This is a genomic window from Virgibacillus sp. Bac332, assembly GCF_003667785.1.
GTDB classification, from domain to species: domain Bacteria; phylum Bacillota; class Bacilli; order Bacillales; family Amphibacillaceae; genus Virgibacillus; species Virgibacillus salarius.
This window is the reverse complement of record NZ_CP033046.1, coordinates 3847621-3863542: the sequence shown is the minus strand read 5'-3', so window position 1 is coordinate 3863542 and position 15922 is coordinate 3847621. Positions and strand designations below refer to the sequence as shown.

Here is a 15922-nt window from a genome sequence, read left to right as displayed (position 1 = left end):
GAAACATGAATAAAAATAGACCAAAGTATAAACAAATTATAGAAGCAGCCGTTGAGGTTATTGCAGAAAACGGTTATCATGCATCACAGGTTTCGAAGATTGCCAAAAAAGCTGGTGTAGCTGATGGGACGATCTATTTATATTTTAAAAATAAGGAAGACATACTTATTTCAGTATTTGAAGAAAAAATGGGTCAATTTATTAATCAGATAACTGTATCCATTCAAGACAAACAAGATGCAAATAAAAAGTTATTGGAATTAATTCAAATGCATTTTACACAACTTGCAGAGAATCCTCAGTTAGCAGTTGTAACACAGCTAGAACTTCGTCAATCAAATCCTGAATTACGATTAGAAATTAATAAGGTGTTAAAGCCATATTTAACAGTAATTGATTCCATTATTGAAGAGGGTATGAAGGAAGGTGTTTTCCGAAATAGTTTGAATATACCTCTTGTTCGTCAGATGATTTTTGGTACACTAGATGAAACGGTTACAAATTGGGTGATGAAAGAACGCAAGTATGACTTAGTAAAACAAGCATATGAAGTTCATGCTCTATTGACTGAAGGCCTTGCTAATTCGTAAGCAAAAGAGTGATGTGTACAATTTAAGATAAGGGAGATGGACTAATGAATACATTAGATTTTGAGGTAGTTAACCATATTGCTTACTTAACTATTAAAAGCCCTCCTGCAAACGCTTTATCTAGTACTCTATTGAGTGATCTTTCTACTAGATTAGATCAGATCGAAGAGGATATTAGCGTAAAAGCAATCATACTTAGAGGAGACGGTAAATTCTTTTCAGCAGGTGCTGATATTAAAGAATTCACTTCATTACAAGCAGCCTCTGATTATGAATTGTTAGCAAAAAAAGGGCAGGAATTATTTGATCGTATTGAGCATTTCTCTGTACCGGTCATTGCGGCAATACATGGAGCCGCTTTGGGGGGAGGACTTGAATTATCCATGGCCTGTCACATGCGAATTGTAACTGAAAATGCAAAATTAGGTCTACCTGAGTTAACATTGGGAATTATTCCTGGATTTGCTGGTACACAACGACTCCCACAATATGTTGGAACAGCAAAGGCGTATGAAATGATTTTAAGTGGTGAACCAATTAGTGGTAAGGAAGCATATTCCTTAGGATTGGCAAATAAAGTGGTAGATGAGGATATGTTAGAACAGGAAGTAAGACAATTAGCAGAAAAGGTAATTATTAAGAGTAAACCAACGATTAATCATGTTATGCAATTAATTCCTTTTGCCAAGACTGGAAACTTTGCTTCAGGTGTTGATGCAGAAGCAAAGGCTTTTGGACAGATATTTGGAACAGATGATGCAAAAGAAGGCGTACAGGCGTTTGTTGAAAAACGCAAACCAAACTTCCAGGATAAGTAGATTGAAGGAGGAAAATAAAATGAATATTTACGTATTATTAAAAAAGACGTTTGATACGGAAGAAAAAATTAATGTTTCTCACGGTCAAATCGAAGATGATGGAGCAGAATTTATCATTAATCCCTATGATGAATATGCGGTAGAAGAAGCAATTAATCAACGAGATGAACACGGTGGTGAAGTTACAGTAGTAACTATTGGGGATGAGGATTCCGAAAAGCAACTACGGACTGCTTTAGCAATGGGGGCAGATAAGGCGGTATTAATTAATACGGAGGATGATTTGGAGAGCGGGGATCAGTATACAACTGCTAAAATTTTGGAAGCGTTTTTTGAAGATAAAGAAGCAGATCTCATCTTAGCAGGAAATGTGGCTATTGATGAAGCAAGCGGGCAAGTTGGTCCCCGCCTTGCGGAAGCGTTGGGTATTCCTTATGTAACAACAATCACTAGTCTAAAAATTGATGGCGAGGTCGTAAACATTGAAAAAGATGTAGAGGGTGATGTGGAAATTATTGAGACGTCACTTCCTGTTTTAGTAACGTGTCAGCAAGGACTAAATGAACCACGTTACCCGTCACTACCAGGTATTATGAAAGCCAAGAAGAAGCCATTAGAAGAACTGGAAATTGATGATTTAGATTTAGACGAAGATGATGTAGAGCCGAAAACAAAAACTATTGATATCTTTTTACCACCTGAAAAAGAGGCTGGCCGAGTGCTTGAAGGTGAGCTTAACGAGCAAGTAGTAGAATTGGTTTCATTATTAAAGAATGAATCAAAAGTACTGTAATTTCTTATGACAGAGAGGAGAAAGTTACGTGAGTGAAAAAATAGTAGTAATTGGGGAAACAAAAGACGGTTCATTACGGAATGTATCTTATGAAGCTATTGCAGCTGCAAAAAAGGTAGATGCTGAAGCAGAATTAGTCGGCGTTATTTGTGGGTCTGGTGAGTTAGAGGAACTAGGAAAAGAGATGATTTATTATGGTGCTGATCGTGTCGTAACGATCTCTCATGATAGCTTAACAGCCTATACATCTGAAGGATTTGGGCAAGCGGTTTTAGCTGTTATTCATGAAGAGTCGCCAAAAAGTATTGTAATGGGACACACATCCATCGGTAAGGATTTAACCCCGAAAATTGCCAGTAAATTAGAAACAGGATTAATTTCTGATGCGGTAGATATTGAGGTTGAAGGGGATAAAATTCAGTTCGTTCGACCAATATATTCAGGTAAGGCATTTGAGAAGAAAATAATTACGGATGGTATCACGTTCTTTACGATTCGTCCAAACAATATACCTGCATTAAATCGGGATGAAGCACGTTCGGGAGAAATCACGCCAAAGAATTTAGACATTACAGATATTCGCACGGTTATTAAAGATGTGGTAAGAAAAGCATCAGAAGGTGTTGATTTATCAGAAGCTAATGTAATCGTTGCAGGTGGACGTGGTGTTAAGAGTGAGGATGGATTTAAACCACTTTATGAATTGGCAGAAGTATTAGGTGGAGCGGTAGGAGCTTCACGCGGGGCTTGTGATGCAGAGTATTGTGATTATTCATTGCAAATAGGGCAGACTGGTAAAGTTGTAACACCAGATCTATACATTGCTGTAGGTATATCAGGGGCTATTCAACATCTAGCGGGGATGTCGAATTCTAAAGTAATCGTTGCTATTAATAAGGACCCTGAAGCAAATATCTTCAATGTAGCTGACTACGGCATTGTTGGAGATTTATTTGAAGTAATACCATTATTAATTGAAGAAGTGAAAAAGCTACAAGAAGGAATAACGAATAGCTAATTTTAATGAAACCTATGGTAATAGTTATATTTTAAGCTGTCGAGTAGTCATTCTCGGCAGTTATTTTTATAATGCGAAAAGACAGGTTAACCGATCTTATTTAGACACTGCTCGTGTTTTTATTGCTTGATGAGTTGTGAGAATAATAATGAAAAAACCATACGGATCATTGGCTTCGTTATGTTTTGCTATTTCAGGTTGCAAGAAGATGTACATATCATTCGCTGCTTGTCCGAGTAATCAAACTAGCTATAAGTTATGAGTATGGTTAGGACGCTTCCCGCGGGCAAGAAAAAACGAAGTTAGGTCATGTAGCTTCTCAACTAATATCAGCAGTTTAAGGCAGTGAGGTGAATGCTTTAAATAACAGCAATAAAAGAAATTTTTATAACTCATATACGCATAAGCAAATTATTAGTAAGGTTATACTAACGATGATATACTCAACGTAAGAATTAAGCTTCATATTAGGAGGAGTAATATAATGGCGATTATAAATGTAACTGATCAAAACTTTTCTAAAGAAACTGCTGAGGGTTTAGTACTAGTAGATTTTTGGGCGCCTTGGTGTGGCCCTTGTAAAATGATTGCACCAGTACTTGAAGAAATTGATGGAGAAATGGAAGACAAAGTACAAATTGTTAAATTAGATGTAGATGAAAACCAAGAAACTGCTGGTAAATATGGTGTAATGAGCATACCAACTTTATTACTATTTAAAGATGGAAATGTTGTTGACCAAGTTATCGGTTTTCAACCAAAAGAAGCTCTAGTAGATTTAATTAACAAACACGCCTAAACATTGTATACTAATAAATAGAATGTATGAAATTGATAAATCCCTTGTTGCAGATGTAACAAGGGATTTTCTAAAGGGATTGGATGAACTTATGAATCAGTTAATTAAAGAAAAGCTTGCAGTGCTCCCAGCTAAACCAGGGTGCTACATTATGAAGGATAAGCATGAAACGGTGATATATGTCGGCAAATCGAAGCTTTTAAAAAATAGGGTTCGCTCCTACTTTACTGGAGCAAATGATCGTAAGACGCAGCGGTTGGTTCAAGAGATTGAAAGCTTTGAATATATTGTAACATCATCGGAAATCGAAGCACTCATTTTAGAAATGAATTTAATAAAAAAATACGATCCGAAATACAATGTCATGCTAAAGGATGATAAATCGTACCCATATCTAAAGATAACTTCTGAACGGCATCCACGCTTGCTCATAACAAGAAAAGTTAAAAAAGATAAAGGGAAATATTTTGGACCTTACCCAAATGTCATCGCTGCTAGAGAAACCAAAAAATTACTTGATCGACTTTATCCGCTTAGAAAGTGTAATAATCCACCGGGGCGCCCATGTCTTTATTATCATATGGATCAATGTTTTGCATGTAGTGAAACACCACCGACGAAAGAGGCATATGATGAGATTGTTCAGAATGTATCCTCCTTTTTACACGGCGGTTATACATCCATTAAACGTGATTTATCACAGAAAATGTATGAGGCAAGTGAACAGTTAAATTTTGAGAGAGCTAAGGAATTGAGGGACCAAATACAACATATTGAATCTGTCATGGAGCAACAGAAGATGACCATGAATGACCAGACTGATCGGGATATATTTGGTTATAGCTTTGATAAAGGGTGGATGTGTATTCAAGTATTCTTTATTAGGCAGGGGAAATTAATAGAACGTGATGTTGCCGTATTTCCTTTCTTTGACGAGGCAGAGGAAACATTTATTAGCTATATTGGTAGGTTCTATCTACATCAGAATCATCCGAAGCCAAAACAAGTTCTTGTACCATTGGGCACAAATGTAGACTTACTGAAGGATCTTTTGGATATTGATGTTCATACACCCTATCGGGGGCGAAAAAAAGAGTTAGTTGAACTCGCTACTGAGAATGCAAAAATTTCGTTGAAGGAAAAATTTTCGATCATCGAAAGGGATGAAGAACGGACAATTGTTGCAGTAGAGCATTTAGGCGAACGACTAAATATTGAAACACCCCATCGAATAGAAGCATTCGATAATTCCAATATACAAGGTACAGATCCAGTATCTGCCATGGTTGTTTTCATTGATGGAAAACCAAATAAGAAAGAATATAGAAAATATAAGATTCGAGATGTTGAGGGGCCAGATGACTATGAAACGATGCGAGAGGTTATCCGTCGAAGATATACGAGGGTCTTGAAAGAAAACCTACCATTACCAGACCTGATCATCGTTGATGGAGGGAAAGGTCAAATGAGCGCGGCACTAGACGTTCTCGAAAATGAACTTGGACTTGATATTCCTTTATGCGGTTTAGCAAAGGATGATAAGCATAAAACCAGTGAATTATTATACGGTGTACCACCAGTTGTCGTACCATTGGATAGGAAATCACAGGAATTTTATCTTGTTCAGAGAGTACAGGAAGAAGTACATCGTTTTGCTATCTCTTTTCATAGACAGTTACGTGGGAAAAATGTGTTTCAGTCAGAATTAGATAAAATCCCAGGTATTGGTGAAAAAAGGAGAAAGCTGCTCTTAACGCATTTTAAATCGATTACTGAAATTAAAAAGGCAGAGATAAAGGAATTTACTAAGCTAGGCATACCAAAGAATACAGCAAATGAAATCATTACTTATTTAAATAGCCCAGAAAATGAAGAAGAATTGTCCCAAAATCGTCCTAAAACATAATTTGCGTCTGGAGCAAGCATATATCTTAGCTAAAGCAAAAGCCGAACTAGAATTTTAAATCTGTTCGGCCCTTTGCTGCTACTATTTGCCATGTTGACAAACGCTATATTCCGAAGTATAAACATTCGTTATTTACAAACATAGAAAGACCTCTCAAAAAATAGACTCTTGAGACAACCTCTTTTACTATCTGCTTAGCACAGCTGTAAATTCTACCTGGTGAATGCGTGAATGAACGGATTCGACACATTCACAATCACAGTTTTCTGTCATTTGCAATGCTTCGGCTAAAAAGCCAGCCTCTAATCGAAAGTCAGCTTCAAATGGTGCCTTTAATCGTTGAACAATTGAATCCGACATTAACTGAAACACCATTTCTTTCTTTTTGTTTTTAACTAGTTCCAATTGTCCCCAACCTAAATTTTCAAAAATAATGAAAATATCTCCCATTGTACTTAATTCAAACTTCCGTGCTAGTTTTCTTCCCATGAAATATAAGAGAGTATGAGATTCTCTTCCTAATAATTCTGGTAAACCTACGTAGCGTAGAATATCATAACCGGCACCTGCCGTATGTAATTCTTCCATCTGGGAAACGGTAATCGTTGTGTCAGTTTTGTTTGTCATGAATGTCATCCTCTCTAAATCATAGCTTAAAAGACTAACGAATTATGTACTTCATAGCTACTACTATTATTATCTATATATTGTACCGATTTCGCAAGTATACAAAGGAAATTGATTCAGTTTTTAGTTCATATTATGGATATACATAATTCTTCATTTTTAGGTACCGTTTTCTTGACGCTTTATGGAGATAGAAGTACAATAAACATGTCACAAATTGTACATTATCAACCTCATCAATTTTTATTATTTTACACGCTGTGAAACAGTAAAGAAAAGTATATCTAAACATAGACTTTTCACCATCAGTCTTGGCAATGCGCCAAGCTTTTCTAATTAGGTTGATGTGATGTGATAAAAATGAAACTAACATTGATTAAACTAAAGGGGGGTAACACATTGGCAGAGCATCGTGAATTTCTAACTAGAAGATTACACTCGTTACTAGGCGTAATTCCAATTGGAATATTTTTGGTTCAGCACTTAGTGGTGAATCATTTTGCTGTGTATGGTGAAGAAAACTTTAACAAGGCAGCAGACTTTATGCACGGTTTACCATTTCGACTCTTATTGGAATTCGTAGTCATTTACCTGCCTATCTTGTTTCATGCTATTCTAGGGGTTTATATTGTATTTGTAGCACGAAGCAATACGAAAAACTATGGTTTTTTCCGAAATTGGATGTTCGTCTTACAACGTGTAACAGGAATTATTACCTTTGTCTACATTGTATGGCACGTTTGGGAAACAAGAATTCAGATTGGTTCTCAGGGAGCAGATTATAGCTTAATGGAAGGAATACTTTCTAGCCCATTCATGTTCTGGTTCTACATTATTGGATTAATAGCAACTGTTTTCCATTTCGCAAACGGACTTTGGAGCTTCTTCGTGACATGGGGTATTACGCAATCACCGAAGTCGCAAAAAATTGCTACATATGCAACGGTCGTAGTGTTTTTAGCATTGAGCTATGTTGGTGTAAGAACGTTAATTACATTTGCATACGGAGTTTAACTAAAGAACAAGGGAGTGAGCATCTATTATGAGTAATCGAAAAATAGCCATCGTCGGTGGAGGGTTGGCTGGATTAATGGCAACTACAAAAGCGGCCGAAGCAGGAGTCAATGTTGATTTATTCTCCATTGTACCTGTAAAGCGCTCTCACTCTGTATGTGCCCAAGGCGGTATTAATGGTGCAGTAAATACGAAGGGAGAAGGGGATTCTCCTTATATCCATTTTGATGATACTGTATATGGTGGTGACTTTCTTGCGAACCAACCACCTGTTAAAGCGATGTGTGATGCAGCGCCAAGCATTATCCATATGCTAGATAGAATGGGTGTTATGTTTAACCGGACGCCAGAAGGATTGCTAGATTTCCGACGTTTTGGTGGAACACAGCACCATCGTACAGCATATGCAGGGGCAACTACAGGACAGCAATTATTGTATGCGCTAGATGAGCAGGTTCGTCGCTATGAAGTAGAAGGACTTGTAACGAAATATGAAAATTGGGAGTTCGTTCATGCCGTCATTGATGAAGAAGGTGTTGGAAGAGGGATTGTAGCGCAAGACATTAAGTCACATGAAATTAAGGCCTTCCCATCTGATGCGACGATATTCGCAACTGGAGGTCCTGGAATTATCTTTGGTAAGTCCACGAACTCCGTTATTAACACAGGTTCAGCTGCTAGTATTTTGTATCAACAAGGAGCAAAATATGCAAATGGTGAATTTATTCAAATTCACCCAACAGCCATTCCTGGAGATGACAAATTACGTTTAATGAGTGAATCTGCTCGTGGTGAGGGTGGACGAGTTTGGACGTATAAAGACGGTGAGCCTTGGTATTTTCTTGAGGAGAAATATCCAGCTTACGGAAACCTCGTACCACGTGATATTGCGACCCGAGAAATTTTTGATGTTTGTGTAAATCAAAAACTAGGAATTAACGGGGAAAATATGGTTTATTTGGATTTATCCCATAAGGATCCGAAAGAACTTGATATTAAGCTTGGCGGTATTATTGAGATATATGAGAAATTTGTCGGTGAAGACCCTCGTAAAGTTCCAATGAAGATATTCCCAGCAGTTCATTATTCAATGGGTGGTCTATGGGTAGATTATGACCAGATGACAAACATTCCAGGAATATTTGCAGCTGGAGAATGTGATTATTCACAACACGGCGGTAACCGTTTAGGGGCTAACTCCTTACTATCTGCCATTTTTGGTGGTTCAGTTGCTGGTCCGAATGCAATTAAATACGTTGAAGGGTTAGATAAACATGTTGATGATTTATCGCCTGAACTATTTGAGTCTAATGTCAAAGCGGCAACAGAAGACTTTGAAAAGCTAATGAAGATGGATGGGGAAGAAAATGCCTATCAAATTCACAAAGAGCTTGGTGAATGGATGACAGATAATGTTACCGTTGTTCGTGACAATGAGAAGTTATTAAAAACAGATGAGAAAATTCAAGAACTGCTTAAGCGGTGGGAAAATATAAATATTAATGATACATCGCGTTGGAGCAACCAAGGCGTTATGTTTACTCGTCAGTTGAAAAATATGCTTCATTTAGCACGAGTTATTACACAAGGAGCATATAACCGTAACGAAAGTCGTGGAGCCCACTATAAACCAGAATTCCCTGATCGAAATGATGAGGAATGGTTAAAAACGACAATTGCTCAATTTGATAAAGAAACTGAGTCACCTCAGATTACGTATGAAGAAGTCGATGTGTCATTAATTAAACCACGTAAACGTGATTACACAAAGAAAAGCGAAGGGAGTAAGTAAGAATGGCTGAACAAAAGACAGTTACTTTTATCATAACTCGACAAGCCGGCCCTGATTCTGCTCCTTATAAGGAAACATTTAACATTCCTTACAAAAAAAATATGAACGTTATTTCTGGATTAATGGAAATTCGTCAAAATCCAGTTACTGCTGATGGGAAGAAAACATCACCAGTACAATGGGATATGAACTGTTTAGAAGAAGTATGTGGTGCTTGTTCTATGGTGATTAATGGAACAGCTAGACAGTCATGTGCCGCACTAGTAGATCAATTGGAGCAGCCTATCCGTTTGGAACCGATGTCTACGTTTCCGGTAGTTCGTGATCTAATCGTTGACCGTGAACGTATGTTTGATGCATTAAAACAAGTAAAAGCTTGGATTCCAATTGACGGAACACATGATTTGGGACCAGGACCAAGGATGCCTGAGAAGAAGCGGCAATGGGCTTATGAATTATCTAAATGTATGAGTTGTGGTGTTTGTTTAGAAGCCTGTCCGAATGTAAACGATAAATCTAACTTCATTGGTCCAGCAGCATTGTCTCAAGCTCGCTTGTTTAATGCTCATCCAACTGGAGAAATGAATGCAAGTGAACGATTAAACGGTTTAATGGAAGATGGCGGAATTGACGGTTGCGGGAACTCACAAAACTGTGTGCAAGTATGTCCGAAGGGTATTCCGCTTACAACATCAATTGCAGCAATGAACCGTGCGACAAATATTCAAGCATTTAAAAACTTCTTTGGAAGTGACAATGCACATTAATGATGAATGTTAAATAAAATGGCCCCTGCCAAGATTGGCTGGGGTCATTTTTACAAGTTTAACAAATGGAAAGGGGTAAGGGAGATGCGAATTGCTTACATAGAAGACATGGATCATTGGCGTTCTACGTTTTCTTTCTCAATACCGATTAAGGTTCGTTTTTCGGAGACGGATTTATTTGGGCATGTGAATAATACATCACCATTTATCTATTTTGAAGAAGCAAGAATTGAATTCTTAAAATCAAAGGGAATGTTTATTAAAGAATCAGAAGCCATTCCTGTTGTTTCTGATTTACAATGCGATTATTTACAACAAATGTATTTTGATGAATCCTTTGACGTCTATGTTAAAGCAAACCATGTCGGGAATACCTCATTAGATCTGCATTATATGGTTCTTAATGAGAAAGGAGAAATAGCCTTAACAGGACGGGGAAGATTAGTATATATTAATCCAAAAACGGGGGAAACTGTTTCTTTACCAGAGGAAATGAAGGAATTGCTTGTGAAAAATTAAATGCTCAAACCTAAATCGGCTTTCCAATAAGGAAAGCCGATTTGATTAGAGCTTCAATTCCCCCATGCGAAGGAGCTCTACTACAGCCTGTGAACGCCCCTTAACTCCTAGCTTTTGCATAGCATTTGAAATGTGGTTGCGGACAGTTTTTTCTGATATGAATAATTCCTGGGCAATTTCTTTTGTTGTTTTATCTTGTACTAACAGCTCGAAAACCTCTTTTTCACGTTTTGTTAATAATTGCTTCGGTTTATACTCGTTGTCCTTCAAATGTTAACCCCTCCTTGCTGTCAATAGAGCTGCAGATTGAAGGGAAATTATTTAGTCACTATAGCTTATGTTGGATCAAGGAAACGGTGCGTACATTTGTCGTGGTAGTAATTGATTTATTTAAAAGAAATTTTAATATAGGAATCAGAATGTCTTATAATAAAATAACGATCAATATACACGTGATTTGAATAGGATGAATGTAGCACTATTTCCTATTTGGTTGTAAATGAATATCACTTTACGGGACTGCAGTACGTTATGTAAAATAGTCATATACGGGAAGTAATTCTAGGAGGTTACATGTTGAAATCAAACGCAACAACAGATACAATAAATAAGATTGAAAAAAGAATGCGCTACATTTCAGGAATCATAAAACAAAAGGGACGACAAATATTAAATAATTATCCAATTACTTCTCCGCAGTTCATTGCATTGCAATGGCTATTGGAGGAAGGGGATTTAACGATCGGAGAACTATCCAATCGGATTAGTCTAGCTTTTAGCACGACAACTGATTTAGTAGATAGAATGGAAAATAATAACCTTGTTGAAAGAGTACGAGATGCTAAAGACAGAAGAGTAGTACGTATTCACGTTCTTGAAAAAGGAAAAACAATTATCCATGAGGTGATTGAAAAGAGACAGCAGTATCTTGGCAACGTACTTGAAAATTTTTCAGAAGAACAAGTGGAAGACTTACATGAATTACTTTCATACTTGCATGAGCAAATGATAAGTATAGATGATAAATAAAACTTCAAAGAAGAGGCGATATGGTTGAAGCAGGCAATTGGGGTCATTGACTCTGGGGTAGGGGGATTAACCGTAGCACATGAACTAATGAGGCAGCTACCGAAAGAAAAGCTGATTTATTTAGGTGATACTGCTAGATGTCCCTATGGACCAAGATCAAAAGAAGAAGTAAAGCAATTCACGTGGGAAATGGTCGATTTTCTACTGGAAAAAAATATAAAAATGCTTGTTGTCGCATGTAACACGGCCACTGCATTTACATTAAAATCATTAAAAGAGGAACTAGATATCCCGGTAATTGGTGTTATTCAACCTGGAGCAAGAGCAGCAATTAAATTTACAAGAAATAATCATATTGGTGTTATTGGAACAGAAGGTACTGTTAGAAGTCATGCTTATACGAATGCACTTAGAAATATTAAAAGCGAGTTAGAGGTTAATGCGCTAGCATGCCCCATGTTCGTACCTATGGTTGAACAAGGGATACTTGAAGGAAGTCAGGCAATAGAAGTTGTTGAAGATACGTTAGCTCCATTATTACAATACAGTAATATGGATACGTTGATCTTAGGATGTACGCACTATCCGTTAATTAAAGATACTATCCAATCTGTTATTGGACAACATATAACAATTATCTCATCAAGTGAGGAGACGGCAAGGGAAACGAGTACGATATTGGATGTACATCAACTGTTTAATAAAGATGATATTTATCCGGTTCACCAATTTTATACCACTGGTGACTTAGAAATTTTTATTGAAATATCCAAAAGTATCTTTAAAGAGCCTTACTTGCAAATGGTAACGATTGAAAAAGCATATCTCCATCAATTACAGGATTCTTAAAGCTAAGAATCCTGTTTTTTTATTTTTGCTTGGTCTATTTTCGCAGTGGGCTCGTATATATAATAGTACAAACCATCGTAGGAGGGAAAGATATGCAGAAGCGCGGAATTTTTTTGATTGCGGGTACAGTAACAATGTCCATTATATTATCCGGGTGTTTTCAAGGTGAGCAGTCCTTGGAGGAGGAAATGATCGATCCTCCACAAAATGCAGAGCCCGTTGATAATCTGGAAGATTCAGATGCAAAAGCTAATGAACAGAGTGAGGATGAAGACAACGTCTCAGAGACAATAGCACGTGATCTGTATTTAATTGATGCAAATGGAATGGTAGCGTCTCAAACATTGGAATTACCAACTCCTGAATCGAATAAAGTAGCTACACAGGTTTTAGAATATTTAGTAAAGGGTGGACCGATTTCCCAGTTACTTCCTAACGGATTTCAAGCAGTTCTACCAGAAGGAACTGAAGTTCTAGGCATTAATTTGCAGGAAGATGGCACAATGGTAGTTAACTTTTCGAAAGAATTTGCAAACTATGAAGCGAAGGATGAAACAAAAGTTCTAGAAGCCGTAACATATACCTTAACGCAATTTGAGAATGTAGAGGAAGTTCAATTACAAATGGATGGAATGGCATTAAAAGAGATGCCAGTTAATGGAACACCAATTGGTGAAGGGTATTCCAGGGAAAATGGAATTAATGTAAGTGATACTGGGGTTTCTGACTTCATGCAAAGTAAAACGGTCACAATGTACTATCCAACGGAGCATGATGAAAATCGATACTACATTCCTGTGACACAGTATGTAGAACCATCTGAGGAAGTAGATGAGTTCAGTGCTATCGTTAAGAACTTACTGAAGGGTCCAGGAATTCAATCAAATGTAAAGCAAGTCTTTAATGATTCAGCTGCATTGACGAGTAAACCTTCATTAAAAGATGGAGTTTTACAACTACATTTTAATGAATCTATACTTAAAGAACAGGATAAATCCGTAATCGCTGATGAGGTAATGGAAACGCTAGTTCGAACGTTGACAAATGTACAGGGGGTGGAAGCTGTTCAGGTTAACGTGGAAAGTGTAGAGGAACTAGTCAATGAAAATGGTGAGGCTTATACGGAACCAGTAACGAAACAGCAGTTTATACCGACAGAGAAGTTATAGCTAAAAGGGGCTGGGACAAAACCCAGTAAAATAAAAAGTGGTACTCGCCAATAATTTGGTAAGTACCACTTTTTTTGAGATTTATGTACGCAAAAGGGATACCTTCTGGTAAAGTTAAAGTAATCACACCCAAACAGAACCGGAGGTATCCCTTATGTTTAAACATTATACCATGAATCAAGTCGTTTTGCCTTTAGATTTTGAAATGAAATTACAAGAAAATGATATCGCCTATGCGGTTAACCATATTGTAGAACATATCCCAGAAGAATCATTTGTGGGATTTTTGCGCGAAACAGGTTGTCCTGCATACCATCCTCGAATGATGATGAAGATTATCTTATGTGCCTATACCCAAACTGTTTTTTCTGGCAGAAAAATAGAAGGCTTACTTAAAGATAGTGTACGGATGATGTGGCTAGCACAGGGTTATGAGCCGAGCTATCGTACCATCAATCGATTCCGTGTTCATCCCGAAGTAAAAGAGTTACTACGCCAATGTTTTGTCCTATTTCGCTGTCAACTTGTTGAAGAGAAGGCAATTGAAGAAGAGGCCATTTTTATTGACGGCACGAAATTAGAAGCGAATGCCAATAAGTTCACTTTTGTATGGAAAAAATCCATTGAAAAATACAGCTCCGATTTAGTAGAGAAGTCGAATCAAATGTATGAGGAGCTACTGGAAAAAGAAATTATCCCCGAAATAGAAAGAGAAAGTTCTGATGAAATTTCAACGGAAGAACTCAATGAAGTAGTAAAAAAACTAGATGAAAAAGTGAAGAAATACGATCAAGAAATCGAGGAAAGTGAAAAAGCAAAAGATCGCAAACAACTCCGTTCTATGCGAAAAGAACCCAAGCAATACCGTAAACAATTCCAAGACTATGTAATTCGTAAACAGAAATATCAAAATGATATGGAGATCTTTGGCAACCGCAATAGTTATTCTAAGACGGATCATGATGCCACTTTTATGAGAATGAAAGATGACTATATGAAAAATGGCCAACTTAAGGCGGGTTATAATGTACAAATTGCGACCGAAGGCCAGTACACATTAGCTTATGATGTATTTCCAAATCCTACGGATACTCGCACGTTTATTCCTTTCCTCAAGAATATTGAAGAAAGGTACTTCAAGTTACCCAAGTATATTGTCGCTGACGCCGGTTATGGTAGTGAACAAAATTATAGTGAGGTATTACATCGAAATAGAACTCCACTCATTACGTATAATTCCTATCGGATGGAAAAGAAAAAGAAATATAAAGAAAATCCTTTTTATGTGTCAAACTGGGACTATGATTCAGACAGCGACTTCTTTACTTGCCCAAACGGAAAGAAGGTACCTTTTCAATATCTATCGAATCGAACAGATAAAGCCGGATTTAAACGAACCTTTCGTGTCTATGAATGTGAAGATTGTTCGGGATGTCCATTACGCGTTCATTGTACCAAAGCAAAAGGAAATCGTAAGATTTTCTATAATGCCCATTGGGAACAGCAAAAAGCATATATAAGAGAGCAGCTTTCAAAAGAAGAAACGGGAGAAATCTATGGAAAACGTAAAATAGATGTAGAACCTGTCTTCGGATTTTTGAAGGCTAATTTGCGTTTCACTCGTATGTCAGTGAGAGGCAAATCGAAAGTGGAAAATGAATTAGGATTCGCCTTTATGGCGGTGAATTTAAGAAAGTACACCGCCTTCAGGCAAAATACAAGCCTAAATTATAACAAAAAAGATTCCAGCTATCATTTTTTGATAACTGGAATCTTTTTTAACTTCATAAGGGCTAGTTATGTCCCAGCCTCTTTTTTATAGTCTAGGAAATCCATGTGGATAAATAGGCGCGTGTTGAGCCGCGTCCAGCTCCAGTTTGCCCAGAAACTAGGCGACCTCACGAATCGCCCTGCGATAAGTCATCGTCGGACCGTGATTCCTTTATCTCTATTGACTCGCTCCAGTCGCTACGTTTCTTTTTAGTGCATGTAAAACCACAGGCTATGTGAAAACAAGGAATGTAATAAAAAATCTCCAAACGTTATAAAGAAACTGGCCACCAAACCAATTTCGAATAACGAGAGGAGATCTACTTATGTCGAGTGACAATAGTTTATCATATACCAGGTGAGATTGTAAGTAGCTTATTGTCCGTATTTCTAATATACACATCTTACTGCTATTAGATTGGATATGAGAATCCCAAGTGACACTTGTTTCCTTCTGTAATT

General features: G+C 37.3%; 16 protein-coding genes. 14 read left to right on the top strand and 2 right to left on the bottom strand.

The features are described 5' to 3' along the window. The first annotated feature begins 5 nt into the window (after positions 1-5). The 6 genes from D9782_RS18895 to uvrC all read left to right on the top strand — a co-directional run bounded on the left by D9782_RS18895 (position 6) and on the right by uvrC (position 5924). On the top strand, positions 6-590 hold the full coding sequence (locus D9782_RS18895) for a fatty acid metabolism transcriptional regulator FadR (RefSeq protein WP_026681388.1): 585 nt from the start codon (positions 6-8) through the stop codon (positions 588-590). A 44-nt stretch (positions 591-634) separates the two neighbouring features. Continuing rightward, positions 635-1408 carry an enoyl-CoA hydratase gene (locus tag D9782_RS18890; protein ID WP_121605453.1) on the top strand — a complete coding sequence of 258 codons (774 nt, stop codon included), beginning with the start codon at positions 635-637 and terminating at the stop codon, positions 1406-1408. Between the two features lie 19 nt (positions 1409-1427). Next, a complete protein-coding gene (locus D9782_RS18885; RefSeq protein WP_026681386.1) occupies positions 1428-2201 on the top strand; it encodes an electron transfer flavoprotein subunit beta/FixA family protein in 774 nt (257 codons plus the stop codon). 28 nt (positions 2202-2229) lie between these two features. Continuing rightward, the gene (locus tag D9782_RS18880; RefSeq protein ID WP_026681385.1) at positions 2230-3219 is read left to right on the top strand and encodes an electron transfer flavoprotein subunit alpha/FixB family protein; all 990 of its coding nucleotides are present in this window, start codon (positions 2230-2232) and stop codon (positions 3217-3219) included. A gap of 484 nt (positions 3220-3703) precedes the next feature. Next, complete coding sequence (gene trxA / locus D9782_RS18875; protein WP_026681384.1) at positions 3704-4018, top strand: thioredoxin; 315 nt, start codon at positions 3704-3706, stop codon at positions 4016-4018. Positions 4019-4109: 91 nt separating this feature from the next. Continuing rightward, entirely contained in the window at positions 4110-5924 is a 1815-nt protein-coding gene (gene uvrC / locus D9782_RS18870; protein ID WP_026681383.1) for an excinuclease ABC subunit UvrC, read from the top strand. Positions 5925-6110: 186 nt separating this feature from the next. On the opposite strand, the gene D9782_RS18865 is transcribed toward uvrC, so the two are convergent. Next, the gene (locus D9782_RS18865; RefSeq protein ID WP_026681382.1) at positions 6111-6551 is read right to left on the bottom strand and encodes a YslB family protein; all 441 of its coding nucleotides are present in this window, start codon (positions 6549-6551) and stop codon (positions 6111-6113) included. Positions 6552-6950: 399 nt separating this feature from the next. Between D9782_RS18865 and D9782_RS18860 the strand changes: the two genes are divergently transcribed. The 4 genes from D9782_RS18860 (at position 6951) to D9782_RS18845 (ending at position 10643) form a co-directional block, all read left to right on the top strand. After that, positions 6951-7565 carry a succinate dehydrogenase cytochrome b558 subunit gene (locus tag D9782_RS18860; RefSeq protein ID WP_026681381.1) on the top strand — a complete coding sequence of 205 codons (615 nt, stop codon included), beginning with the start codon at positions 6951-6953 and terminating at the stop codon, positions 7563-7565. A 28-nt stretch (positions 7566-7593) separates the two neighbouring features. Then, the gene (gene sdhA, locus D9782_RS18855; RefSeq protein ID WP_121605452.1) at positions 7594-9357 is read left to right on the top strand and encodes a succinate dehydrogenase flavoprotein subunit; all 1764 of its coding nucleotides are present in this window, start codon (positions 7594-7596) and stop codon (positions 9355-9357) included. Positions 9358-9359: 2 nt separating this feature from the next. Further along, a complete protein-coding gene (sdhB, locus tag D9782_RS18850; RefSeq protein ID WP_026681379.1) occupies positions 9360-10124 on the top strand; it encodes a succinate dehydrogenase iron-sulfur subunit in 765 nt (254 codons plus the stop codon). An 84-nt stretch (positions 10125-10208) separates the two neighbouring features. Further along, positions 10209-10643 (top strand): acyl-CoA thioesterase, encoded by a 435-nt coding sequence (locus tag D9782_RS18845; RefSeq protein ID WP_026681378.1) that lies wholly within the window; start codon positions 10209-10211, stop codon positions 10641-10643. A 45-nt stretch (positions 10644-10688) separates the two neighbouring features. On the opposite strand, the gene D9782_RS18840 is transcribed toward D9782_RS18845, so the two are convergent. After that, positions 10689-10913, bottom strand: coding sequence for a helix-turn-helix domain-containing protein (locus D9782_RS18840; protein ID WP_010651078.1), 225 nt, complete (start codon positions 10911-10913; stop codon positions 10689-10691). A gap of 306 nt (positions 10914-11219) precedes the next feature. On the opposite strand from D9782_RS18840, the gene D9782_RS18835 reads away from it, so the two are divergent. From D9782_RS18835 to D9782_RS18820, 4 genes are all read left to right on the top strand, one after another. Continuing rightward, the gene (locus D9782_RS18835) at positions 11220-11672 is read left to right on the top strand and encodes a MarR family winged helix-turn-helix transcriptional regulator (protein WP_026681377.1); all 453 of its coding nucleotides are present in this window, start codon (positions 11220-11222) and stop codon (positions 11670-11672) included. A 24-nt stretch (positions 11673-11696) separates the two neighbouring features. Further along, a complete protein-coding gene (racE, locus tag D9782_RS18830; RefSeq protein ID WP_026681376.1) occupies positions 11697-12521 on the top strand; it encodes a glutamate racemase in 825 nt (274 codons plus the stop codon). 92 nt (positions 12522-12613) lie between these two features. Beyond that, positions 12614-13690 (top strand): GerMN domain-containing protein, encoded by a 1077-nt coding sequence (locus D9782_RS18825; protein ID WP_121605451.1) that lies wholly within the window; start codon positions 12614-12616, stop codon positions 13688-13690. Between the two features lie 154 nt (positions 13691-13844). Then, a complete protein-coding gene (locus D9782_RS18820; protein WP_121605450.1) occupies positions 13845-15512 on the top strand; it encodes an IS1182 family transposase in 1668 nt (555 codons plus the stop codon). The last annotated feature ends 410 nt before the right edge of the window (positions 15513-15922 follow it).

Coding starts and splice junctions, on each gene's coding strand:
- trxA (WP_026681384.1), top strand. CDS start 3,704: ATGGCGATTATAAATGTAACTGATCAAAACTTTTCTAAAGAAACTGCT.
- D9782_RS18890 (WP_121605453.1), top strand. CDS start 635: ATGAATACATTAGATTTTGAGGTAGTTAACCATATTGCTTACTTAACT.
- sdhA (WP_121605452.1), top strand. CDS start 7,594: ATGAGTAATCGAAAAATAGCCATCGTCGGTGGAGGGTTGGCTGGATTA.
- D9782_RS18825 (WP_121605451.1), top strand. CDS start 12,614: ATGCAGAAGCGCGGAATTTTTTTGATTGCGGGTACAGTAACAATGTCC.
- uvrC (WP_026681383.1), top strand. CDS start 4,110: ATGAATCAGTTAATTAAAGAAAAGCTTGCAGTGCTCCCAGCTAAACCA.
- D9782_RS18885 (WP_026681386.1), top strand. CDS start 1,428: ATGAATATTTACGTATTATTAAAAAAGACGTTTGATACGGAAGAAAAA.
- D9782_RS18865 (WP_026681382.1), bottom strand. CDS start 6,551: ATGACAAACAAAACTGACACAACGATTACCGTTTCCCAGATGGAAGAA.
- D9782_RS18820 (WP_121605450.1), top strand. CDS start 13,845: ATGTTTAAACATTATACCATGAATCAAGTCGTTTTGCCTTTAGATTTT.
- D9782_RS18895 (WP_026681388.1), top strand. CDS start 6: ATGAATAAAAATAGACCAAAGTATAAACAAATTATAGAAGCAGCCGTT.
- sdhB (WP_026681379.1), top strand. CDS start 9,360: ATGGCTGAACAAAAGACAGTTACTTTTATCATAACTCGACAAGCCGGC.
- D9782_RS18845 (WP_026681378.1), top strand. CDS start 10,209: ATGCGAATTGCTTACATAGAAGACATGGATCATTGGCGTTCTACGTTT.